At 71.9% G+C, this 21,697-nt stretch carries 19 protein-coding genes; 2 read left to right on the top strand and 17 right to left on the bottom strand.

Going from position 1 to position 21,697, the window contains the following annotated elements; translation table 11 throughout:
- Window positions 1–54: 54 nt before the first annotated feature.
- The 9 genes from gatB to ASD33_RS30625 form a co-directional block, all read right to left on the bottom strand.
- Window positions 55–1,566: an Asp-tRNA(Asn)/Glu-tRNA(Gln) amidotransferase subunit GatB gene (gene gatB, locus ASD33_RS30665; protein ID WP_056567883.1), complete on the bottom strand. Its 1,512-nt coding sequence runs from the start codon at window positions 1,564–1,566 to the stop codon at window positions 55–57.
- Window positions 1,567–1,592: 26 nt separating this feature from the next.
- On the bottom strand, window positions 1,593–1,838 hold the full coding sequence (locus ASD33_RS30660) for a hypothetical protein (protein ID WP_056567880.1): 246 nt from the start codon (window positions 1,836–1,838) through the stop codon (window positions 1,593–1,595).
- Window positions 1,835–3,331, bottom strand: coding sequence for an Asp-tRNA(Asn)/Glu-tRNA(Gln) amidotransferase subunit GatA (gene gatA, locus ASD33_RS30655; RefSeq protein ID WP_056567878.1), 1,497 nt, complete (start codon window positions 3,329–3,331; stop codon window positions 1,835–1,837). Before gatA ends, ASD33_RS30660 begins: the two co-directional genes overlap by 4 nt.
- A gap of 5 nt (window positions 3,332–3,336) precedes the next feature.
- Window positions 3,337–3,633 carry an Asp-tRNA(Asn)/Glu-tRNA(Gln) amidotransferase subunit GatC gene (gene gatC / locus ASD33_RS30650; RefSeq protein ID WP_056567875.1) on the bottom strand — a complete coding sequence of 99 codons (297 nt, stop codon included), beginning with the start codon at window positions 3,631–3,633 and terminating at the stop codon, window positions 3,337–3,339.
- Between the two features lie 94 nt (window positions 3,634–3,727).
- Window positions 3,728–5,842 carry a bifunctional diguanylate cyclase/phosphodiesterase gene (locus tag ASD33_RS30645; RefSeq protein WP_056567872.1) on the bottom strand — a complete coding sequence of 705 codons (2,115 nt, stop codon included), beginning with the start codon at window positions 5,840–5,842 and terminating at the stop codon, window positions 3,728–3,730.
- Between the two features lie 259 nt (window positions 5,843–6,101).
- Window positions 6,102–8,282 carry an NAD-dependent DNA ligase LigA gene (ligA, locus tag ASD33_RS30640; RefSeq protein ID WP_056567869.1) on the bottom strand — a complete coding sequence of 727 codons (2,181 nt, stop codon included), beginning with the start codon at window positions 8,280–8,282 and terminating at the stop codon, window positions 6,102–6,104.
- A 32-nt stretch (window positions 8,283–8,314) separates the two neighbouring features.
- A complete protein-coding gene (locus ASD33_RS30635) occupies window positions 8,315–9,331 on the bottom strand; it encodes a methionine synthase (protein WP_056567867.1) in 1,017 nt (338 codons plus the stop codon).
- Window positions 9,328–10,023 carry an SDR family oxidoreductase gene (locus ASD33_RS30630; protein WP_242426943.1) on the bottom strand — a complete coding sequence of 232 codons (696 nt, stop codon included), beginning with the start codon at window positions 10,021–10,023 and terminating at the stop codon, window positions 9,328–9,330. Before ASD33_RS30630 ends, ASD33_RS30635 begins: the two co-directional genes overlap by 4 nt.
- Before the next feature lie 16 nt (window positions 10,024–10,039).
- On the bottom strand, window positions 10,040–10,579 hold the full coding sequence (locus ASD33_RS30625) for a TIGR00730 family Rossman fold protein (protein ID WP_056567862.1): 540 nt from the start codon (window positions 10,577–10,579) through the stop codon (window positions 10,040–10,042).
- Window positions 10,580–10,686: 107 nt separating this feature from the next.
- On the opposite strand from ASD33_RS30625, the gene ASD33_RS30620 reads away from it, so the two are divergent.
- Window positions 10,687–11,484, top strand: coding sequence for an alpha/beta hydrolase (locus tag ASD33_RS30620; RefSeq protein WP_056567858.1), 798 nt, complete (start codon window positions 10,687–10,689; stop codon window positions 11,482–11,484).
- Window positions 11,485–11,536: 52 nt separating this feature from the next.
- Here ASD33_RS30620 and mnmA read toward each other — a convergent pair whose 3' ends face one another.
- Window positions 11,537–12,700, bottom strand: coding sequence for a tRNA 2-thiouridine(34) synthase MnmA (gene mnmA / locus ASD33_RS30615; RefSeq protein WP_056567854.1), 1,164 nt, complete (start codon window positions 12,698–12,700; stop codon window positions 11,537–11,539).
- A 61-nt stretch (window positions 12,701–12,761) separates the two neighbouring features.
- Between mnmA and ASD33_RS30610 the strand changes: the two genes are divergently transcribed.
- A complete protein-coding gene (locus tag ASD33_RS30610; protein WP_056567851.1) occupies window positions 12,762–13,421 on the top strand; it encodes an N-acetylmuramoyl-L-alanine amidase in 660 nt (219 codons plus the stop codon).
- Window positions 13,422–13,492: 71 nt separating this feature from the next.
- Here the strand turns inward: ASD33_RS30610 and ASD33_RS30605 are convergent, their stop codons facing one another.
- From ASD33_RS30605 to ASD33_RS30575, 7 genes are all read right to left on the bottom strand, one after another.
- On the bottom strand, window positions 13,493–14,656 hold the full coding sequence (locus ASD33_RS30605) for a cysteine desulfurase family protein (RefSeq protein WP_056567849.1): 1,164 nt from the start codon (window positions 14,654–14,656) through the stop codon (window positions 13,493–13,495).
- 121 nt (window positions 14,657–14,777) lie between these two features.
- Window positions 14,778–15,641, bottom strand: a complete 864-nt coding sequence (locus tag ASD33_RS30600; RefSeq protein ID WP_056567846.1) for a thioesterase family protein — start codon at window positions 15,639–15,641, stop codon at window positions 14,778–14,780.
- Between the two features lie 23 nt (window positions 15,642–15,664).
- Window positions 15,665–16,342 carry a trimeric intracellular cation channel family protein gene (locus ASD33_RS30595; RefSeq protein WP_056567843.1) on the bottom strand — a complete coding sequence of 226 codons (678 nt, stop codon included), beginning with the start codon at window positions 16,340–16,342 and terminating at the stop codon, window positions 15,665–15,667.
- A gap of 124 nt (window positions 16,343–16,466) precedes the next feature.
- Complete coding sequence (locus tag ASD33_RS30590) at window positions 16,467–17,648, bottom strand: dipeptide ABC transporter ATP-binding protein (protein ID WP_056568188.1); 1,182 nt, start codon at window positions 17,646–17,648, stop codon at window positions 16,467–16,469.
- An 8-nt stretch (window positions 17,649–17,656) separates the two neighbouring features.
- Window positions 17,657–18,760 (bottom strand): ABC transporter ATP-binding protein, encoded by a 1,104-nt coding sequence (locus ASD33_RS30585; RefSeq protein WP_056567840.1) that lies wholly within the window; start codon window positions 18,758–18,760, stop codon window positions 17,657–17,659.
- Window positions 18,757–19,755 (bottom strand): ABC transporter permease, encoded by a 999-nt coding sequence (locus ASD33_RS30580; RefSeq protein ID WP_056567837.1) that lies wholly within the window; start codon window positions 19,753–19,755, stop codon window positions 18,757–18,759. Before ASD33_RS30580 ends, ASD33_RS30585 begins: the two co-directional genes overlap by 4 nt.
- A gap of 114 nt (window positions 19,756–19,869) precedes the next feature.
- Window positions 19,870–21,636, bottom strand: coding sequence for an ABC transporter substrate-binding protein (locus tag ASD33_RS30575; RefSeq protein ID WP_056567834.1), 1,767 nt, complete (start codon window positions 21,634–21,636; stop codon window positions 19,870–19,872).
- Window positions 21,637–21,697 lie beyond the last annotated feature (61 nt).

Raw genomic sequence — 21,697 nt, 5'->3', positions numbered from 1 at the left:
CCCGCACCGGAACTCCGGTGCGGGGCCGCCCCCTTGAGCCGTACGAGAACGGGATCAGCCCTCGCTGACGCCCAGCTTCTCCAGGATCAGGTCCTTGACCTTCGCCGCGTCCGCCTGGCCGCGGGTGGCCTTCATGACCGCGCCGACCAGCGCGCCGACCGCCGCGACCTTGCCGCCGCGGATCTTGTCGGCGATGGCCGCGTTGCCCGCGATGGCCTCGTCCACGGCCGTGCCGAGCGCGCCGTCGTCGGAGACGACCTTCAGACCGCGCTTCTCGACGACCTCGTCCGGGGTGCCCTCGCCGGCGAGGACGCCCTCGATGACCTGACGGGCCAGCTTGTCGTTCAGGTCGCCGGAGGCGACCAGGGCGGAGACCCGGGCCACGTCCGCCGGCGTGATCGCCAGCTCCTCCAGGGAGACGCCCTGCTCGTTGGCGTTGCGGGCCAGCTCGCCCATCCACCACTTGCGGGCCGAGGCCGCGTCCGCGCCCGCCTCGATCGTGGCGACGATCGCGTCGACCGCGCCCGCGTTGAGGATGGACTGCATGTCCAGCTCGGACACGCCCCACTCCTCGCGCAGCCGGTTGCGCCGCACCCGCGGCAGCTCGGGCAGCGTGCCGCGCAGCTCCTCGACCCAGGCACGGGCCGGGGCGACGGGGACCAGGTCGGGCTCCGGGAAGTACCGGTAGTCCTCGGCGTTGTCCTTGATGCGGCCGGAGGTGGTGGAGCCGTCGTCCTCGTGGAAGTGACGGGTCTCCTGCACGATCGTGCCGCCCGAGGACAGCACCGCGGCGTGCCGCTGGATCTCGAAGCGGGCGGCGCGCTCCACCGAACGGAGCGAGTTGACGTTCTTCGTCTCCGAGCGGGTGCCGAACTTCTCGGTGCCGTGCGGGCGCAGCGACAGGTTCACGTCGCAGCGCATCTGGCCCTTGTCCATGCGCGCGTCGGAGACACCGAGCGCGCGGATCAGCTCGCGCAGCTCGGCGACGTACGCCTTGGCGACCTCGGGGGCCCGCTCGCCCGCGCCCTCGATCGGCTTGGTGACGATCTCGATGAGCGGGATGCCGGCCCGGTTGTAGTCCAGCAGCGAGTGGGACGCGCCGTGGATACGGCCGGTGGCGCCGCCGACGTGCAGCGACTTGCCGGTGTCCTCCTCCATGTGGGCGCGCTCGATCTCCACGCGGAAGATCTCGCCGTCCTCCAGCTGGACGTCCAGATAGCCGTTGAAGGCGATCGGCTCGTCGTACTGGGAGGTCTGGAAGTTCTTCGGCATGTCCGGATAGAAGTAGTTCTTCCGGGCGAAGCGGCACCACTCGGCGATCTCGCAGTGCAGCGCGAGACCGATCTTGATGGCGGACTCGACGCCGATCGCGTTGACGACGGGCAGCGAGCCGGGCAGGCCGAGACAGGTCGGGCACGTCTGCGAGTTCGGCTCCGCGCCCAGCTCGGTCGAGCAGCCGCAGAACATCTTCGTCTTGGTGCCGAGCTCGACATGGACCTCAAGGCCCATGACGGGGTCGTACTCGGCGAGCGCCGCTTCGTACGACAGCAGTTCAGTGACAGTCACGAGAATTCCCTCTGATGCCTTCGGCCTCAGCCGAACAGGACGTCGTCGTCACCGATGCGCTTCAGCTCGCGCACGAGGAGAGCGACGCCGGTGGCGATGGCGGCGGCGGAGACGACGGCGTCGACCAGCTTGAGCGTGTCGTGCTCGCTGCGGGCCGAACGGGCACGCTTGACGACGCCCAGCAGGCCGAACGCGGTGGTGCCGATGGACAGGTACGTGCCGGTCTTGGACTTCTTGAAGCCCTTGGCCTTCTGCAGTGCACTGGTACTCACAGCGACGGAGCCTCCTCGAGCAGCGGGTGCCCCCACTTTTCCACGAAGGCGGCCTCGACGGCGGCGCCGACCTTGTACAGCCGGTCGTCCTTCATGGCGGGAGCGATGATCTGCAGACCGACCGGCAGACCGTCCTCGGGCGCCAGGCCGCAGGGCAGCGACATGGCGGCGTTGCCGGCCAGGTTGGTCGGGATGGTGCACAGGTCCGCGAGGTACATCGCCATCGGGTCGTCGGCGCGCTCGCCGATCGCGAAGGCGGTGGTGGGCGTCGTCGGGGAGACGATCACGTCCACCTCCTCGAAGGCCTTCTCGAACTCGCGGGTGATGAGGGTCCGGACCTTCTGCGCCGAGCCGTAGTACGCGTCGTAGTAGCCGGAGCTGAGCGCGTACGTACCGAGGATGATGCGGCGCTTGACCTCGTCGCCGAAGCCGGCCTCACGGGTGAGGGCGGTGACGTCCTCGGCGGACCGCGTGCCGTCGTCGCCGACCCGCAGGCCGTAGCGCATGGCGTCGAAGCGGGCCAGGTTCGAGGAGCACTCGGACGGCGCGATCAGGTAGTACGCCGAAAGGGCGAGGTCGAAGGTCGGGCAGTCCAGCTCGACGATCTCGGCGCCCAGCGACTTCAGCAGCTCGACGGACTCGTCGAAGCGCTGCACGACACCGGCCTGGTAGCCCTCGCCGCGGAACTGCTTGACGACGCCGACACGCATGCCGGCGACCGAGCCGTTGCGGGCGGCCTCGACGACCGGCGGGACCGGGGCGTCGATGGAGGTCGAGTCGAGCGGGTCGTGCCCGGCGATGGCCTCGTGCAGGAGGGCCGCGTCCAGGACCGTACGGGCGCAGGGGCCGCCCTGGTCGAGGGAGGACGAGAAGGCCACCATGCCGTAGCGGGAGACGCCGCCGTAGGTCGGCTTGACGCCGACGGTGCCGGTGACGGCGGCGGGCTGGCGGATCGAACCGCCGGTGTCCGTGCCGATGGCGAGGGGCGCCTCGTACGCGGCGAGGGCGGCGGACGAGCCACCGCCGGAGCCGCCGGGGATCCGGGTCAGGTCCCAGGGGTTGCCCGTCGGGCCGTACGCGCTGTTCTCCGTGGAGGAGCCCATCGCGAACTCGTCCATGTTGGTCTTGCCGAGGATGACGACGTCGGCGGCCTTCAGGTTCTTGACCAGGGTCGCGTCGTACGGCGGGATCCAGCCCTCGAGGATCTTCGAGCCCACGGTCGTCGGCATGCCGGCGGTGGTGAAGATGTCCTTGAGCGCGAGCGGCACACCGGCGAGCGGGCCGAGCTTCTCGCCGCGGGCGCGCTTCTCGTCGACGGCACGGGCCTGGGCGAGCGCGCCCTCACGGTCGACGTGGAGGAAGGCGTGCACCTTCTCGTCGACGGCCTCGATCCGGGCGAGGTGCGCCTCGGTGACCTCGACGGCGGTCAGTTCGCCGGCGGCGATCTTCCCGGCGATCTCGGCCGCGGTGAGCTTGATGATGTTGTCCGTCATGACTGTTAGTCCTCCCCCAGGATCTGCGGCACCTTGAAACGCTGCTGCTCCTGGGCCGGGGCGCCGGAGAGCGCCTGCTCGGGGGTGAGCGACGGACGGACCTCGTCCGCGCGCATGACATTGGTCAGCGGCAGCGGGTGGGAGGTCGGCGGTACGTCTTGGTCGGCGACCTCGGCGACGCGGGCGACCGCGCCGATGATGTCGTCGAGCTGACCGGCGAAGTGGTCGAGTTCTTCGCCTCGCAGCTCCAGACGCGCCAGCCGTGCGAGGTGGGCGACCTCCTCGCGCGTGATGCCAGGCATGCGGATCCTCACGGGGTGAGCTTGATGGTGTGGGCCCATCCTATGGGGCCGGTGCCGCTGCCCGTGAAACGGTTTGCCCCAGGAGGGGCGGGGGTCACTGCACGACCTGGCCGGAGGGGTGGTCCAGCTCCATCTGAGCGGCGATGTCGGCGGGGCGGCGCCAGCCGTGCTCGCCGCGGGCGAGGAGCCAGGCGGTGGCCTCGCCGGGCGGCATCGCGGCGGCGACCAGCCAGCCCTGGACGGCGTCGCAGCCCAGGTCGCGCAGGCGCTCCCAGGTCTCGTCGTCCTCGACGCCCTCGGCGACGACGAGCAGGCCGAGGGAGTGGGCGAGGTCGACGGTGCAGCGGACGATCTCGGCGTCCTCGGTGTCCACGGCGAGCCGGGCGACGAAGGAGCGGTCGATCTTCAGTTCGCTGACGGGCAGCCGGCGCAGATGGACGAGCGAGGAGTAGCCGGTGCCGAAGTCGTCCAGGGACATCTTCACGCCGTGGCCGGTGAGGCCGTTGAGCGTGTCGGCGGCCCGCTGGGGGTCCTCCAGGAGGACGTGTTCCGTTATCTCCAGCTGGAGCGCGCCGGCCGGGACGCCGTGGCGGGCGAGCCGGGCGGCGACCGCGCCGGCGAAGCCGGGGGTGTGGACGTCGCGCGGCGAGACGTTGACGGCGACCGGGACGTCGAGCCCCTGGGCGCGCCAGCGGGCGACCTGGGCGAGGGCGGTCTCCAGGACGTACTCGGTGAGGTGGGGCATCAGGCCGGAGGACTCGGCGATGGCGATGAACTCGTCCGGCGGGACCTTGCCGCGCTCGGGGTGGACCCAGCGCACCAGCGCTTCGAGGCCGGCGACCTGGCCGTCGAAGCGGACCTTGGGCTGGTAGTGGAGTTCGACCTCGCCCGCGTCGAGGGCGCGGCGGAGGTCGCCGAGGAGGCCGAGCCGGTCGGGGGTGTTGGAGTCGCGCTTGGACTCGTAGACCTCTACGCCGGTGCGGTCGCGCTTGGCCTGGTACATGGCGACGTCGGCGCGGCGCAGCAGGCCCTCGGCGTCGAGGGCGTGGTCGGGGAAGACGGCGACGCCGGCGCTGGCCTCCAGGACGAGGGTGAGTCCGTCGAGGTCGAGCGGGGAGGAGAGTTCGGCGACGAGGTGGCGGGCGACCCGCTGGGCGCTGGTGGTGGAGTCGGCGGTGGGCAGCAGGACGGCGAACTCGTCGCCGCCGAGCCGGGCGGCCTCGGCGCCGCGGGGCAGTGCGAGGCGGAGCCGGTCGGCGATCTGGAGGAGGAGGCGGTCGCCGGCGAGGTGGCCGAGGGTGTCGTTGACCGACCGGAAGCGGTCGAGGTCGATCAGGACGAGGGCGGCGCGGGCGCCTTCGCCCTCGGCCTCCTCCAGGGCGGTCCAGGCCCGCTCCAGGAGCCACTGGCGGTTGGGCAGCCCGGTCAGCGGGTCGCGCAGCTGTTCCTCGGCGCGGGCGCGGGCGATCCAGAGGGTGGAGTCCAGGGCGATGAGGGGGACCGCGAAGAGCGGCAGCAGGACCGGCCGGGTGGCGGCGACGACGCAGATCAGCGGGGCGATGCCGAGCAGGGCGACGGCGACGAGGCCCTGCCGGAGGAGGGCGGTGCGGGCGACGGTGGGCAGTCCGCGGCCCTGGGGGGCCAGCGTGTACCACAGGAGGAGCCGGGTCACCACGAGATAGGCGCCGGCGGCGAGGACGATTTCCGGGAGGTCCCCGATCGTCCAGTCGAGGGGGTGCCAGGGCCGTTCGACGCTGGGCACGTCGCCGAAGAGGGCGAGGAGGACGGCCGCGGCGGCGACCCCGAGGACGTCGGCGGCGGCGTGCAGCAGGCCCTGGCGCCAGCGGTGCCGGCGGGCGGCGCCGACGAGGCTGACGACGGTCAGCGAGACGAGTCCGGCGGGCACCCAGCCGTAGAGCAGGAGGACGGCGAGGGTGAGGGCGGCGCCGGAGCCGGTGCCGCCCCACCAGCGGTCGCGGCCGAGCGCGACCAGGTGTCCGACGATGAGTCCGGTGAGGACGGCGAGGGACCAGCCGGTGACCCCGCCGGGGAAGAGTCCGTGGCCGGTGGTCAGGGCTCGCTGGAGCCCGGCGACGAGCACGACGGCGGCGATGCCCACCACGGCTGCGGACAGCCGGGAGGTGAAGCCCAGGGGCACCACGCGGCCCTGCGGCCGTCTCGCCCGGGCGGCGCTCTCGGTCGGTTCCATTCCCGTCCCTCTCACAGGCGGCGGTGCCGTCGGCGTGCGATGGGCCGCGACGAGGCGGCCGTCCGTCGTCCGGCCGTCCGTCGGCGGAGCAGAGCCCTCACGCGGTCGTGCGGGACGCACGGTCACCACACTAGGCCGCCGAGGGCCCCGACGGGCAGCGCTCTCCCTCTCTTGCCCGAATGCGACCCGGCCACCCGTAACGATCTGGTATGCGCCGAACGGGTGACCGTGGCGACGGTCGGGGCGGGGGTGCCGAGCCCTACTCGGCGACGGGCACCGCGGCCTCCCGAGCGGCCTCGGGCCCTTGTTCGAGCAGGATCGTGAAGCCGTCCTCGTTCAGAACCGGAACCTTCAGCTGCATCGCCTTGTCGTACTTCGAACCGGGGTTCTCACCGACGACCACGAAGGCGGTCTTCTTCGAAACGGAACCGGTCACCTTCGCTCCGAGGCTCTGGAGGGACTCTTTTGCGCCATCCCTGGTGAACCGCTCCAGGGTGCCGGTCACCACGACCGTGAGCCCTTCCAGCGGACGGGGTCCGACGTCCTCCCCGGCGCCCTCGTCCTCCAGGGCGACCCCGGCCGCACGCCACTTGCGCACGATCTCGCGGTGCCACTCCTCGGAGAACCACTGCTTCACCGCGGCCGCGATGATCCCGCCGACGCCGTCGACGGCCGCCAGCTCCTCCTCGCTCGCCTGCTCGATCCGGTCCAGGGAGCGGAACTCACGGGCCAGCGCCTCGGCCGCGACCGGTCCGACGTGCCGGATGGAGAGCCCGTTGATGAAGCGGGCCAGCGGGCGGGTCTTCGCCGCCGCGATGTTCTCCAGCATGGCCAGGGCGTTCTTCTTCGGCTCGCCCTTCTGGTTGGCGAAGACCGTGACGATCTTCTCCTCGCCGGTCTTCGGGTCCCGGCGGGGCAGCCCGCTGTCCGGGTCGAGGACGTACGCCTTGATCGGCAGCAGCTGCTCGATGGTCAGGTCGAAGAGGCCGCCCTCGTCCACCAGCGGCGGGACGGCGGGCTCCAGCGGGCGGGTCAGCGCGGCGGCGGCGACCGCGCCGAAGTTCTCGATGTCCAGGCACTGGCGGCCCGCCAGGAAGAAGAGCCGCTCGCGCAGCTGGGCCGGGCAGGTCCGGGCGTTCGGGCAGCGGAGGTCGATGTCGCCCTCCTTCATCGCCTTCAGCGGCGTCCCGCACTCCGGGCACTCGGCGGGCATCACGAACTCCCGCTCGGTGCCGTCCCGCAGGTCGGCGACCGGCCCGAGGATCTCGGGGATCACGTCACCGGCCTTGCGCAGCACGACCGTGTCGCCGATCAGCACGCCCTTGGCCTTGACCACCTCCTGGTTGTGGAGGGTGGCGAACTCGACCTCGGAACCGGCGACCGTGACCGGCTCCACCTGCGCGTACGGCGTGACGCGCCCGGTGCGGCCGACACCGACCTTGATGTCGATCAGCTTGGTGTTGACCTCCTCCGGCGCGTACTTCCAGGCGATGGCCCAGCGCGGGGCGCGCGCGGTGGAGCCCAGCCGGCCCTGGAGGGGGATCTCGTCGAGCTTCACGACGACGCCGTCGATCTCGTGCTCGACGGAGTGGCGGTTCTCCCCGAAGTACGCGATGAACTCCCGTACGCCGTCGAGCGAGTCGACCACCCGGTTGTGCCGGGCGGTGGGCAGGCCCCACTCGCGGAGCAGCTCGTAGGCGTGGGAGAGGCAGTCGATGTCGAAGCCCTCACGGGCGCCGATGCCGTGGACGACCATCCGGAGCGGGAGCGTGGCCGTGACCTTGGGGTCCTTCTGCCGCAGCGAACCGGAGGCGGAGTTCCGCGGGTTGGCGTAGGGCTGCTCGCCGGCCGCCACGCGGCGGGCGTTGAGGTCGGCGAAGGCCTCCATCGGGAAGTAGACCTCGCCGCGGATCTCCACGAGGTCCGGCACCCGGTCGCCGGACAGCCGGTCCGGGATGCCGTGGATGGTCCGGGCGTTGGGGGTGATGTCCTCGCCGGTGACCCCGGTGCCCCGGGTGGCGGCCCGGGTGAGCCGCCCCTTCTCGTAGGTCAGGTTGATCGCGAGGCCGTCGACCTTCAGCTCGCACAGGAAGTGGTAGTCGGACGTGCCGACGTCCTTGGCCACGCGCTCGGCCCAGGCCGACAGCTCGGCGTCGTCGAAGGCGTTGTCCAGCGAGTACATGCGCTCGCGGTGGTCGACCTTGGTCAGGCTGGTCTCGTAGTCGCCCGCGACCTTCTGCGTCGGCGAGTCCGGCGAGCGCAGCTCCGGGTACTCCTCCTCCAGCGCCTCCAGGGCGCGCATGAGGAGGTCGAACTCGCCGTCGCTGATGACCGGCTGGTTCTTCCCGTAGTACCGGAAGCGGTGCTCCTCGACCTGCTCGGCCAGCTCGGCGTGCTTCTCCCGTGCCTCGGCGGGCAGGGCCCCCTGTTCGACTGCCACCTTCGTCCGTCCTCCCGTGCCTCGAAACCCGGTCACTCTGGGTTGTCCGCGAGCGATCTCGCCGCCCGGACGCAGTGGGCGAGCGCCGCGCGGGCGTAGGCGGGCGAAGCGCCCGCCAGTCCGCACGCGGGGGTGACGACCACGGACTCCGCGAGAGTCCCCGGATTCAGCCCCAGCCTGCGCCACAGCGTCCTGACACCCATGACGCTACCGCCCGGGTCGGACAATGCCGTGTCGGTGGACGGCACCACACCGGCGAACAGCCGGGTGCCGGCCTCCACGGCCTCGCCGATCGACTCCTCGTCACGTTCGGTGAGGAGGCCGAAGTCGAACGAGACCCCGGCGGCTCCGGCCCGCCGCAGCAGCGCGAAGGGCACGTCGGGGGCGCAGGAGTGGACGACCACGGGCCCGTCGTGGACCGCGATCACCTCGCGCAGGGCGCTCTCCACGACCTGCCGGTCCACGGCCCGGTGGGTGCGGTAGCCGCTGGCGGTACGGACGTGGCCGCGCAGCACGGCGGTGAGCGAGGGCTCGTCGAGCTGGAGCACGGGCCTCGCGCCGGGGATGCGCTTGCGCAGCTCCGCGAGGTGGGTGCGGAGCCCCTCGGCGAGCGAGCCGACGAGGTCGCGGCAGGCGCCGGCGTCCCCGAGGGCCGCCTCGCCGCCGCGCAGTTCCAGGGCGGCGGCGAGCGTCCAGGGGCCCACCGCCTGGACCTTGAGGGGACCTTCGTAGCCCTGGGTGAACTCCTCCAGGGCGTCCAGGTCCTCGCCCATCCAGGAGCGGGCCCGCTTGGTGTCGCGTCCCGGCCGGTCGCTGATCCGCCAGCCGCTCGGCTCCACGTGCGCGTAGAGGTCGACGAGCAGGCCGATGGTCCGGCCGATCATGTCGGCGCCGGGGCCGCGGGCGGGCAGTTCGGCGAGGAAGGGGAAGTCCTCGAAGGACCCGGTGACGGTCTTCGCGGCCTCGCGGGCGTCGCCGCCGGGCAGGGATCCGACGCCGGTGGCGGGGCCGAACGCCACGCGGTCGTCCTCGGCCTTCGTGTCGCTCACGGCCGGTGTCCCGGGCGAACGGTGAGGTCGTTGATCTCCGCGTCGCGCGGGAGGTCGATCGCGGTGAGGATCGCGGTGGCGACCGACTCGGGGTCGATCCACCGCGACGCGTCGTACTCCTTGCCCTCCTGCTGGTGGACCTTCGCCTGCATGGGGCTCGCGGTGCGGCCCGGGTAGACCGAGGTCACCCGCACGCCGTTCGCGTGCTCCTCGTGGCGCAGGGCGTCCGCGAGGGCCTTGAGGCCGTGCTTGGAGGCGGCGTACGCGCCCCACTCGGCGTGCGCGCCGAGCCCGGCGCCGGAGTTCACGAAGACGACGTGCCCCTGGGAGACGCGCAGTTGGGGCAGCAGGTGGCGGGTCAGCTCGGCGGGTGCGACGAGGTTGACGTTGAGCTGGTGGTGCCAGGTCTTCGGGGTGAGGTCGCCGACCGGGCCGAGGTCGACGACGCCCGCGATGTGCAGCAGGCTGTCGACCCGCTCGGGCATGCTCTGGTGCGAGAACGCCCAGGAGAGCCGGTCGGGATCGGCGAGGTCCCCGACGAGCGTCCGGGACCCGGGGAACAGCCCGGCGAGCTCCTTGGCGCGGCCCGCGTCGCGCGCGTGCAGCACGAGCTCGTCCCCGCGCGCGTGGAGGCGGCGCGCGACGGCCGCGCCGATGCCGGAACCGGCTCCGGTGATCACATGTGTAGCCATGGTCACCATGCTCGCATCAGCGGGAGGCGATGCTCGCCTCCAGGTACGCGAGGGCCGTCGGGGCGTCGTCGGTGAAGGTGGCGAGGTCGGCGAGGGGGAGCGGGAGGAAGCCCTCCTCATCCATGCGGCGGAACTGGGCCTTCAGGCCGTCGTAGAAGCCCGCCGTGTTGAGCAGGACCACCGGCTTGGTGTGCTTGCCGTGCTTCTTCAGCTCCAGGATCTCGGTGGCCTCGTCGAGGGTGCCGGTGCCGCCGACCATGACCACGATCGCGTCGGACTTGGCGAGGAGGAGGGCCTTGCGCTCGGCGAGGTCCTTGGCGACGACCATCTGGTCGGCGTTCGGGCGGGCCTTGTGGGCGAGGAAGTCGACGGAGACGCCGACGAGCCGGCCGCCGGCCTCCTCGACGCCGTCGGCGACGACCTTCATCAGGCCGGTGTCGGAGCCGCCCCAGACCAGGGTGTGACCGGCCTTGCCGAGGAGGCGGGCGAACTCGCGGGCGGGGGCCGTGTAGCGCTCGTCGAGGTCGGCCGCGGAGAGGAAGACACAGATGTTCATGCCCCCACCGTAGGGCCTGACCAGCGGCTTTCCTCACGTCCGAAGTTTTTTCGGGAAATCCCGGTCCGTGGCGATGAGTTCCGGTGACGGCTCCGGTCTCACCTGCCATGGATGAGGTGAGCACCACGCCGAGCGGGTTACGGGGACGGGTCACGTCGCGCGACGGGACGAGGATCGCGTACGAGAGGTACGGGGACGGGCCGGCGGTCGTCCTGGTGAGCGGCGCGCTGGGCACGGCCGCGGGCGAGCGGGCGCTCGCCGGGCTGCTGGCCCGGCGGTTCTCGGTCGTGGCGTACGACCGGAGGGGGCGCGGCGGGAGCGGCGACACCGGGCCGTACGCGGTGGAGCGGGAGATCGAGGACCTGGCCGCCGTGGTCGGGAGGACCGGTTCCGGTACGGCTCTGCACGGGGCCGGCACGGGCGGTGCGCTCGTGTTGGCCGCTGTCGCCGCCGGCCTTTCGACGGGACCTGTCTCGGTCTACGAGCCGTCCTGCTCGGCGGAGGCCGCGGCGCGGTGGCGGCAGGTGGCCGCGCTGCCGGCCGAAGGGCGGCGGGCGGCCGCGGTCGAGCTGTTCCTCGCGGACCCGGTGGTGCCGGCGGAGCCGCGGCCCGGTGTCGCGGAGCTGGGGCACACCCTCGCGTACGACCTCGCGGTCCTCGGCGCCGGCACGGCGGCGGAGCGGGGCCTCGGCCGGGTCCACGCGCGCGTGCTGGTGGTCGACGGGGGCGCGAGCCCGGCGGGGACCCGCGCCGCGGCCCGGGCGCTGACGGAGGCACTCCCCCGGGCCCGGCACCGCACCCTGACGGGCCAGACGCACGAGGTGGCCCCCCATGTGCTGGCCCCGGTCCTGGAGGAGTTCCTGACCGAGGACCGGGAGACGGTGGGGGTGGGGGTCGGGCAGTGACGGGCCCCCGCCCGTCGTCCTTCCCCCTACGGCCGTCGCCCGGTGGGGCGGGTCACGCCGACGCTTCCGCCGTCTCCGCCTCCGCCGCCGTCGTGCGGCGGGTCGTCGTCGCGATCGTGGCCGAGCCCACCACGCGCGTGCCGTCGTACAGCACGATCGCCTGGCCGGGGGCCACGCCGCGGACCGGCTCGTCGAAGGTGACCGCGAGCGCGCCGTCCGCCAGGGTGGCCGTCACCTCGGTCTCGCCGCCGTGGGCGCGGAGCTGGGCCGTGTAGCGGCCCTCGCCCGCCGGGGCGGTGCCGCACCAGCGGGGCTTGATCGCCGTCAGGGCCGTGACGTCCAGGGCCTCGACGGGGCCGACCGTCACCGTGTTGTTCACCGGGGAGATGTCCAGGACGTAGCGCGGCTTGCCGTCCGCGGCCGGGTGGCCGATCCGCAGGCCCTTGCGCTGGCCGATCGTGAAGCCGTACGCGCCCTCGTGGGTGCCGACCTTCGCGCCCGCCTCGTCGACGATGTCGCCCTCCGCCCTGCCCAGGCGCGAGGCGAGGAAGCCCTGGGTGTCGCCGTCGGCGATGAAGCAGATGTCGTGGCTGTCGGGCTTCTTCGCGACCGCGAGCCCGCGCCGCTCGGCCTCCGCCCGGATCTCGTCCTTGGTGGTGAGCGTGTCGCCCAGCGGGAACATCGCGTGCGCGAGCTGCTTCTCGTCGAGCACGCCGAGCACGTACGACTGGTCCTTGGCCATGTCGGAGGCCCGGTGCAGCTCGCGGGTGCCGTCCTCGTTCAGGACGACCGTGGCGTAGTGGCCGGTGCAGACCGCGTCGAAGCCGAGGGCGAGGGCCTTGTCGAGGAGCGCCGCGAACTTGATCTTCTCGTTGCAGCGCAGGCACGGGTTGGGCGTACGGCCGGCCTCGTACTCCGCGACGAAGTCGTCGACGACGTCCTCGCGGAACCGCTCGGCGAGGTCCCACACGTAGAACGGGATGCCGATGACGTCGGCCGCCCGGCGCGCGTCGCGCGAGTCCTCGATCGTGCAGCAGCCACGCGCGCCCGTGCGGAAGGACTGCGGGTTGGCGGAGAGGGCGAGGTGCACGCCGGTGACGTCGTGGCCGGCTTCGGCGGCACGGGCTGCGGCGACGGCCGAGTCCACTCCGCCGGACATGGCGGCAAGTACCCGGAGGGGGCGGGCGAGGGGGCGCGGGGGCGGAGTCTGAGTCATAGCCCTACCAGGGTACGGGGCCGCGGGAACCACGGTCGCGGTAGTAAGCGTTCTCGGTGGCATGGGGAGCAAGGGGAACGGTGGGGACAGGCGGGTGGGGCGGCGCGCGGTGCTGCTCGGCGGCGGGGTCGCCGTGCTGGGCACGGCCGCGCTGGCCCGTGAGGAGCTGGCGCGCGCGTGGTGGCGGCTGCCGGGGATGGAGAAGAAGCGGGTCGAGGGCGAGCTCGACCACAAGGGCGCCGAGTGGACCTCGGCGGCGCGGGCGAACTGGCGGCGGGCCGACCGGCCGGACGACTACACGATCGACCGGGTCGTGATCCATGTCGTCCAGGGCAGCTACGCGAGCGCGCTGCGGGTCTTCAAGGACCCCGGGCACGGGGCGGCGGCGCACTACGTCGTCCGGAAGGACGGACACGTGGCGCAGATGATCAGGGAGCTCGACGTCGCGTTCCACGCCGGGAACCGCGACATGAACGAGCGGAGCATCGGCATCGAGCACGAGGGCTTCGTCGACCGTCCGCAGGACTTCACGGCGGCGATGTACGCGGGCTCGGCGCGGCTGACGGCCGACATATGCGCGCGGTACGGGATACCCGTCGACCGGGAGCACATCATCGGCCATGTGGAGGTCGAGGGGACGGATCACACCGACCCGGGGCCGCACTGGGACTGGGACCGCTATCTGAGGCTGGTGCGCGGGGCGTCGAAGACTCCGGCGTGAGGGGCGGGGGCGGGGTCCGGGGCCGTACGTGAGGCCCCCGCGCCCCTCGCGCGGGTGGCGCGTCCCTCGTCTCAGGTCAGGCCCGCGGTCCTCGCGCGTTCCACGGCCGGGCCGATCGCGTCCGCGACCGCCGCCACGTCCTCCTTCGTGGAGGTGTGGCCGAGCGAGAAGCGCAGGGTGCCCCGGGCCAGGTCCGGATCGGTGCCGGTGGCCAGCAGGACGTGGCTGGGCTGGGCGATGCCCGCGGTGCAGGCGGAGCCGGTGGAGCAGGCGATGCCGGCCGCGTCGAGCAGCAGGAGCAGGGAGTCGCCCTCGCAGCCGGGGAAGGTGAAGTGGGCGTTGGCCGGGAGCCGGTCGGCCGGGTCGCCGCCGAGGATCGCGTCGGGGACGACCGTACGGACGGCGGTGACCAGCTCGTCGCGGAGTGCGCCGACCTCGCGGGCGAACGCCTCGCGGCCCTCGGTGGCGAGCCGGGCTGCGACGGCGAAGGCGGCGACGGCCGGGACGTCGAGGGTGCCGGAGCGCACGTGCCGCTCCTGGCCGCCGCCGTGCAGCACGGGGACGGGGGTGTGCTCGCGGCCCAGGAGGAGGGCGCCGATGCCGTAGGGGCCGCCGATCTTGTGGCCGGACACGGTCATCGCGGCGAGGCCGGAGGCGGCGAAGTCGACGTCCAGCTGGCCGACGGCCTGGACGGCGTCGGCGTGCAGCGGGACGCCGAACTCGGCGGCGACGTCGGCGAGGCGGCGGACCGGCATGACGGTGCCGATCTCGTTGTTCGCCCACATGACGGTGGCGAGGGCGACGGACTCCGGGTCCCGGGCGATGGCCTCGCGCAGGGCCTCGGGGTGGACGCGGCCGTGCCGGTCCACCGGCAGGTACTCGACCTCGGCGCCCTCGTGGCCGGCGAGCCAGTCGACGGCGTCGAGCACGGCGTGGTGCTCGACCGGGCTGGCCAGCACGCGGGTGCGGCGGGGGTCGGCGTCGCGGCGGGCCCAGTAGAGGCCCTTCACGGCGAGGTTGTCGGCCTCGGTGCCGCCGGAGGTGAAGACGACCTCGCTCGGCCGCGCGCCGAGCGCGGCGGCGAGGGTCTCGCGCCCCTCCTCGACGGTCCGCCGGGCCAGCCGTCCGGCGGCGTGCAGGGAGGAGGCGTTGCCCGTGACGGCGAGGTGGGCGGTCATCGCCTCGATCGCCTCGGGCAGCATCGGCGTGGTCGCGGCGTGGTCGAGGTAAGCCATGGTGGGTCGATTCTACGAGCCCGCGCCGCGGGCCCCGGCGGGTGGCCGGATCGGACCAGTGCCGGGCCGTGTCACGGTCCGGCCCCACAGCGGCCCTGCCCCGTGGCGTGCGCTCCCTGCGTCAGCCGCGCGGCGCCCTGGCCAGCTGGCGGGACTGGGCCACCAGGCGGTCCGCGCTGTCCCAGACCTCCGCGTCCTCCTCCAGGAAGCCACCGGCCAGGTTGCGGGTCGTGATCGAGACGCGCAGCGGGCCCGGGGCGGGGCGGCAGCGGACGTGGGTGGTGAGCTCGACCGTGGGCGTCCAGCCCTTCAGGCCCAGCTCGAAGGAGGTCGGCGGCAGCGCGTCGACCGTCAGGAGCAGCGACAGCGCGTCCGGCTCCCGGCCGTCCGCGAGGCCGAACCACGCCCGCATCTCGCCCTTGCCCGACGGCGCGCCGACCGCCCAGCCGACACAGGAGGGGTCCAGCCGGATGTCGAGCCGTTCGGTGATCGCCGAGGAGCCGGGGATCTGCGGCGTCGGGCCGTCCGAGGCGCCGAAGCAGTTCTCGATCGCCGCCATCGCCGGCGGGGTCGCCGTGGTGCGGACGTCGTCCGGGAGCGCGTCCAGGTCGCCGTACGAGGCGAGCACCCGGATCCGCTCGACCTCCGTGCCGTCCTCCGCGTACTGGAAGAGCGAGGCCTGTCCCGTGGACAGGGTCCGGCCGGTGCGGACGGTCTCCGTCCTGATCACGGCCGGGCCCGGCACGGACGGCGTCAGGTAGTGCGCCGAGATCGTGAACGGGTCCGGGTGCGGGAGGTGGTCGCCGAGCGCGCGGCCGAGCAGAGCGAGGAGGTAGCCGCCGTTCACGGCGGCGATGATCGTCCAGCCGGCGGAGAGGTCCGCGTCGTAGACGCCGGGTGCGCGGCGGGTGACGGCGGTGTCGCGGTCGAACTCGCTCGTCGCCGCGGCCGTGCCGCTGATGCTCGTCTCGGTGCTCGTGCTCATGTTTCCGACGGTACCCCAGGGAGCTACTGAGCGGTAGCTTTTTCCGGCTCCTCGCGGGCCGAGGAACGCCGGTTCCACGCGCGGGGCGCCCGCCAGTGGTAGCGCAGCGCCAGCAGCCGCAGCACGAACGCGGTGACGACCGCGGCGCCGCTGGTGAAGGCGTTCAGCGCGTCGAACCGGATGCACAGGACGACCATCGCGGCTCCCACGATGGCCGGGACGGCGTACAGGTCACGGTCCCAGCGCAGCAGCGACGGCACCTCGTTGGCGAGCACGTCCCGCAGGACACCGCCCCCGACGGCCGTCGCGAGACCGAGCGCGGCGGAGGACGTCAGGCCGAGCCCGTAGTCGTACGCCTTCGTCGTGCCCGTGACGCAGAAGAGGCCCAGGCCGGCCGCGTCGAAGACGTTGACGGCGGTCTGGGTGCGCTCGACCTCCGGGTGCAGGAAGAAGACGAGCACCGCCGCGATCAGGGGCATCAGGAAGTAGCCCAGGTCCGTGAAGGCGGCGGGGGGTACGGCGCCGATGACCAGGTCGCGGAAGAGACCTCCGCCGAGCGCGGTGACCTCGGCGAGGACGGCGATGCCGAAGACGTCGAAGTTCTTCCGGACGGCCAGGAGGGCGCCGGAGATGGCGAAGACGAAGATGCCGACGAGATCGAGGGCGTGTTGGACGGAGGGGGTGAACAGGTCGTGGAGCACCGCCCAATTGTGCCGGTTGTTCCGGCGGGGGTTGCGGGGGCTCCCCGGGTACGGGGCTCCGCCCCCGAACCCCCGGGCGCGCGAAGGCCCCTGGCGCCTCGCGGCACCAGGGGCCCTCCCTGCGTCACGCCTTCGGCGCGTCGTCCTCGGTCGCGGGCTCCGGCGTCTCCGCCTCGGCCTCGGACACCGAAGCCTCCGCCTCGGCCGGCTCCTCGGACTCCGTCGGCTCGGCCGGCTCCGTCTCCGCCTTCGGCGCGGTCGGCTCCTCCGGCTCCGGGGTCTTCGTGATCTCCACCGACTCCCGCGCCCCCGGGATCGTCAGGGACTCCGCGTTCTCCGGGTGGTGGCATGCCACGCGCTGGCCCGGGCGGAGTTCCACCAGCGGGGGTTCCTGGGTGCGGCAGACCTCGGTCGCCTTCCAGCAGCGGGTGTGGAAGCGGCAGCCCGGCGGCGGGGCGATCGGGGACGGGACGTCGCCGGTGAGGAGGATGCGGTCGCTCTTCGCTCCCCGGCGGCGCGGGTCCGGGATCGGGACCGCGGACATCAGGGCCCGGGTGTACGGGTGCATCGGGTTCTCGTAGAGGGACTTGCGGTCCGCGAGCTCCACGATCTTGCCGAGGTACATCACCGCGATGCGGTCCGAGACGTGCCGGATGACCGACAGGTCGTGCGCGATGATCACGTACGTCAGGCCCAGTTCCTGCTGGAGGTCGTCCAGCAGGTTGACCACCTGCGCCTGGATCGACACGTCCAGGGCCGAGACCGGCTCGTCCGCCACGACCAGCTTCGGCTTCAGGGCCAGCGCGCGGGCGATGCCGATGCGCTGGCGCTGGCCGCCGGAGAACTCGTGCGGGTAGCGGTTGTAGTGCTCCGGGTTCAGGCCGACCAGGCCCAGGAGGCGCTGGACCTCCTTCTTCACCCCGCCCTCGGGCTCGACGCCCTGGAGCTTGAAGGGCGCGGAGACGATCGTGCCGACCGTGTGGCGCGGGTTCAGCGAGCCGTACGGGTCCTGGAAGATCATCTGGATGTCCCGGCGGAACGGGCGCATTCCCGAGATGCCGAGGTGGGAGATGTCCTTGCCCTGGAACTCGACCGTGCCGCCGGTCGGTTCGAGCAGCCGGGTGATGAGCCGGCCCATCGTGGACTTGCCGCAGCCGGACTCGCCGACGACGCCGAGGGTCTCACCGGGGAAGACTTCGAAGTCGAGCCCGTCGACCGCCTTGACCGCGCCGGTCTGGCGCTGGAGAAGCCCCTTCTTGATGGGGAAGTGCTTCTTCAGGCCGGTGACCTTGAGCAGAGGTTCCATGTTGTCGCTCACAGTTTCGGCGCAATCTCTTCGGTCCAGATGCGGGTCCGCTCCTCCTGCGGCATGTGGCACGCCGAGAAGTGGCGGTCCCCGGCCGGCTCCAGCTCCGGCCGCACGGTGCGCGTGACGCCGCCCTTGGGGACGTCCGCGTACGGGCAGCGGGGGTTGAAGGCGCAGCCGCTCGGGATGTTGATGAGGCTCGGCGGGTTGCCCTTGACCGGGATGAGCCGCTCGGTCTGGTCGCGGTCGATCCTCGGCATCGAGCCGAGCAGGCCCCAGGTGTAGGGGTGCTGCGGCTCGTAGAAGACGGATTCGGCCGGTCCGCGCTCGACGCAGCGCCCGCCGTACATCACGAGGATGTCGTCGGCGAGCTCGGCGACGACGCCGAGGTCGTGGGTGATGATGACGACCGCGGAGCCGAACTCCTTCTGGAGGTCCCGCATCAGGTCGAGGATCTGGGCCTGCACGGTCACGTCGAGCGCCGTGGTCGGCTCGTCGGCGATGAGCAGCGCGGGGTTGTTGACGAGCGCCATGGCGATCATCGCGCGCTGGCGCATGCCGCCGGAGAACTCGTGCGGGTAGTTGTCGAACCGCTTGGCGGGCTCGGGGATGCCGACCCGGTCGAGGAGTTCGACGGCCCGCCTGCGCGCGGTCTTCTTGTCCACGGGGTGGTGGACGCGGTACGCCTCCACGATCTGGTGGCCGACCGTGTAGTACGGGTGCATCGCGGACAGCGGGTCCTGGAAGATCATGGCCATGTCGCGGCCGCGCATCCGGCGGACCTCGTCGGGGTCGGCCGTGAGCAGCTCGCGCCCGTTCAGCCAGATCTCGCCGGAGATGCGGGCCTTCTGCCGGCCGTACTGGCCGACGGTGTGGAGGCCCATGATGCCGAGCGAGGTCACCGACTTGCCGGAGCCGGACTCGCCCACGATGCCGAGGGTCTTGCCCTTCTCCAGCTGGAAGCTGAGACCGTCGACCGACTTGACCAGACCGTCGTCGGTCGGGAAGTGGATCTTCAGGTCGCGTACGTCGAGGAAGGCTTCGGAGGGCGCGGACCCGGTGGCGACGGGCTCCCCGACCGCCGCGCCGGTCTTCGTCAGCTTGTCCGTCATGCGAGCCTCACTCGGGGGTCGATCACGGCGTACAGCAGGTCCACGACGAGGTTGGCGATGACGACGCAGGCCGCGGTGATGAGGGTGACCGCCAGGATCAGCGGCAGGTCACGCTCGCTCACGCCCCTGATGGCGAGGCCGCCGAGGCCGTGGAGGCTGAACGCCGTCTCGGTCAGGATCGCGCCGCCGACGAGGGCGCCGAGGTCCATGCCGAAGATGGTCAGGATGGGGGTCATGGTCGAGCGCATGGCGTGCTTGCCGAGCACGACCGGCTCCGGGAGGCCCTTGGCCCGTGCGGTGCGGATGTAGTCCTCGCCGAGGACCTCCAGCATGGTGGCGCGGGTGAGCCGCGCGTACATCGCCGCGTACAGGAAGGCGAGGGTCACCCAGGGCAGCAGCAGCCCGCCGAACCAGCCGCCGAAGGACTCGGTGATCGGTACGTACGAGGCGTTGAGCCAGCCCAGCTGGGTACGGAAGACCAGCATCGCCAGCATGGCGGTGAAGAAGATGGGCAGCGAGACACCGGCGAGCGCGGTGATCATCGCCGCGCGGTCGATGATCGTGCCCCGCTTGAGCGCGGAGACGACACCCGTGGACACGCCCAGGACGAGCCACAGCGCCGCGGCGCCGATGACCATCGAGAGGGTGACCGGGAAGGCGTCGACCAGCATCACCGAGACGTCCTGCTCGGTGCGGAACGAGTAGCCGAAGCAGGGCGCCGCACAGTGGATCGTGTCGCCGCCGCCGGTGTAGTCGCGCCCGACGAAGATGCCGGAGACGAAGTTCCAGAACTGCACCAGGATCGGCTCGTCCAGGCCCAGCTTCTGCCGGACGGCCTCGATGGAAGCCGGATCCGCCTGCTTGCCGACGAACATCGCGGCAGGGTCGCTGCCGGTCATCTTGGGGATGAGGAAGAAGATGCTGAGCGTCACCAGGGTGACGACGAGCAGCATCACGACGACTGCGAAGAGCCGTCGGACTATGTATGCAAGCATGCGGTCGGCCGGCCGGCGGCCGGGGGACCCGATCGGGTCCCCCGGCCGCCGCCAACGGCCATCACCTGCCCTTCGGACCTGGCGGCGGGTGGTGCGCCGGTGAAGCGGGTCGGATTACTTGACGACGCCGAGCGACGCGTAGTCGTAGCGGCCGTTGTAGGCGTCGGCCGTGTAGACGTTGGTCAGCCGGGAGCTGCGCCAGATGATGTTCTTCTCGTGGGTGAAGGGCAGGTAGACCGCGGCCTCCGAGACCTTCGTGTTGATCTGCTTGTAGAGATCGCCGGCCTTGGCCGGGTCGGTCTCCTTCAGCGCCTGGTCGAACAGGCCGTTGACGGCCTTGTCGTTCAGCTCCGAGAAGTTGTTGTTACCGCTCTGCAGGATGAAGCGGCCGTCGACCAGCGGCTGGAGGAAGCCCTGGCCGGTCGGGAAGTCGGCGCCCCAGCCCATGATGATGATGCCGTAGCCCTTCTCCTTGACGACCTTCGGCGAACCGATGATGCCGGAGGTCTGGGCGCCGTCGAACTGGTCGATCTGGGCGTCGATGCCGACGGCCTTCAGCGACTGCTGGAGGGACTCGGCGGTCGCGATCTCGATCTTCTTGTTGTTGCGGACCGCGATCGTGGTCTTGAAGCCCTTCGGCTTGCCGCACTTCGCGAGCGCCTCCCGCGCCTTGGCGAGGTCCGGGGCGCCCGTGAGCTTGCCGTACGGGTCGGCCTTCGGGTCGGCACCCTTGATCGCCGGCGGCAGCATGTTGGAGGCGATGTCGCCACCGGCCTGCGGGCCGCCGCGGGCGGTCTGCAGGGACTTCGAGTCGGCCGCGTAGATGATGGCCTTGCGGCACTCGATGTTGGGGATGACCGTCTGCGGGAAGACCGCGTAACGGATGAAGCCCGTCTGCGGGTTGTCGACGTTGCCCTTGTGCTGCTGGAGCACCTTCTGGCGGGCGGAGGCGCCGACGCCCGTCGCGTTGATGTCGAGGTCGTACTCGCCCTCGATCAGACGGTTGTCCATGTCGTCGGCGTTCGTGGTGAACGTGACGCTGATCTTGTCCGGGAGCGCCTTGCGGATGGTGTCCGTCTTGGCGTCCCACTTGTCGTTGCGGACGAGCTTCATGGACTTGTTGGGGGTGTACGACTCCCACTTGTACGGGCCCGAGGAGAACACGTTCTGGCCGTACTTGGCCTTGGTGTCCTTGTCCTGGCGGACCGGGGAGGCGGCCGGCATGGCCAGCATCTGCAGGAAGTCACCGTTGGCGACCGGCAGCTTGAAGACGATGGTCTTGTCGTCCGGGGTCTCGATCGCCTTGAGGCCGAGCTTGTCCGCGGAGGTGTCCTTGTAGGGACCCTTGTACTCGTTCTTGGGGTCGAGGACCTGCTGCAGGTAGATCGGGCCGCCGGAGATGACGTCCTGGGCCCAGATGCGCTCGATGCCGTACTTGATGTCCTTGGAGGTGATCGGCTTGCCGTCCTCCCAGGTCACCCCGTCCTTCAGCGTGAAGGTGTAGGTGAGGCCGTCGGGCGAGACCTTGCCGGCATCGGTGGCGAGGTCCGGGACGAGCTCGGTGGAGGCGGCGCCCGGCTCCGACTTGAAGGTGACCAGCTGGCGCGTGTAGTAGCGCTGGAAGTCCCAGACGAAGCCGTAGTAGCCGCGCTGCGGGTCCCACGAGTCGGCCTCCTGCGAGCCGATGAACTTCAGCTCGCCGCCCTTCTTGTCGGAGGCGTTGGCGACCTTGTTCACACCGGCGTTGAAGCCGGGCGCACCGCCCTTGCCCTTGTCGCCGCCGCCGCTGTCGCCGCCGCAGGCGGTGGTGACGACCATCGTGGCCGCCGCGAGCAGCGCGCCCGCGGCGATTCTGCGCCTCTGAGAGCTCATCAGAGTCATGGGTCTCGCAACCTCCGGGTAGTGGCGGCCGGGTACGGCGCGCCGATTGGGAAGGGCCTCC

It is taken from the genome of Streptomyces sp. Root1304 (genome assembly GCF_001426405.1).
Taxonomy (GTDB): Bacteria; Actinomycetota; Actinomycetes; order Streptomycetales; family Streptomycetaceae; genus Streptomyces.
The sequence above is the reverse complement of the archived record's forward strand: the minus strand, read 5'-3'. Positions and strand labels throughout refer to the sequence as shown.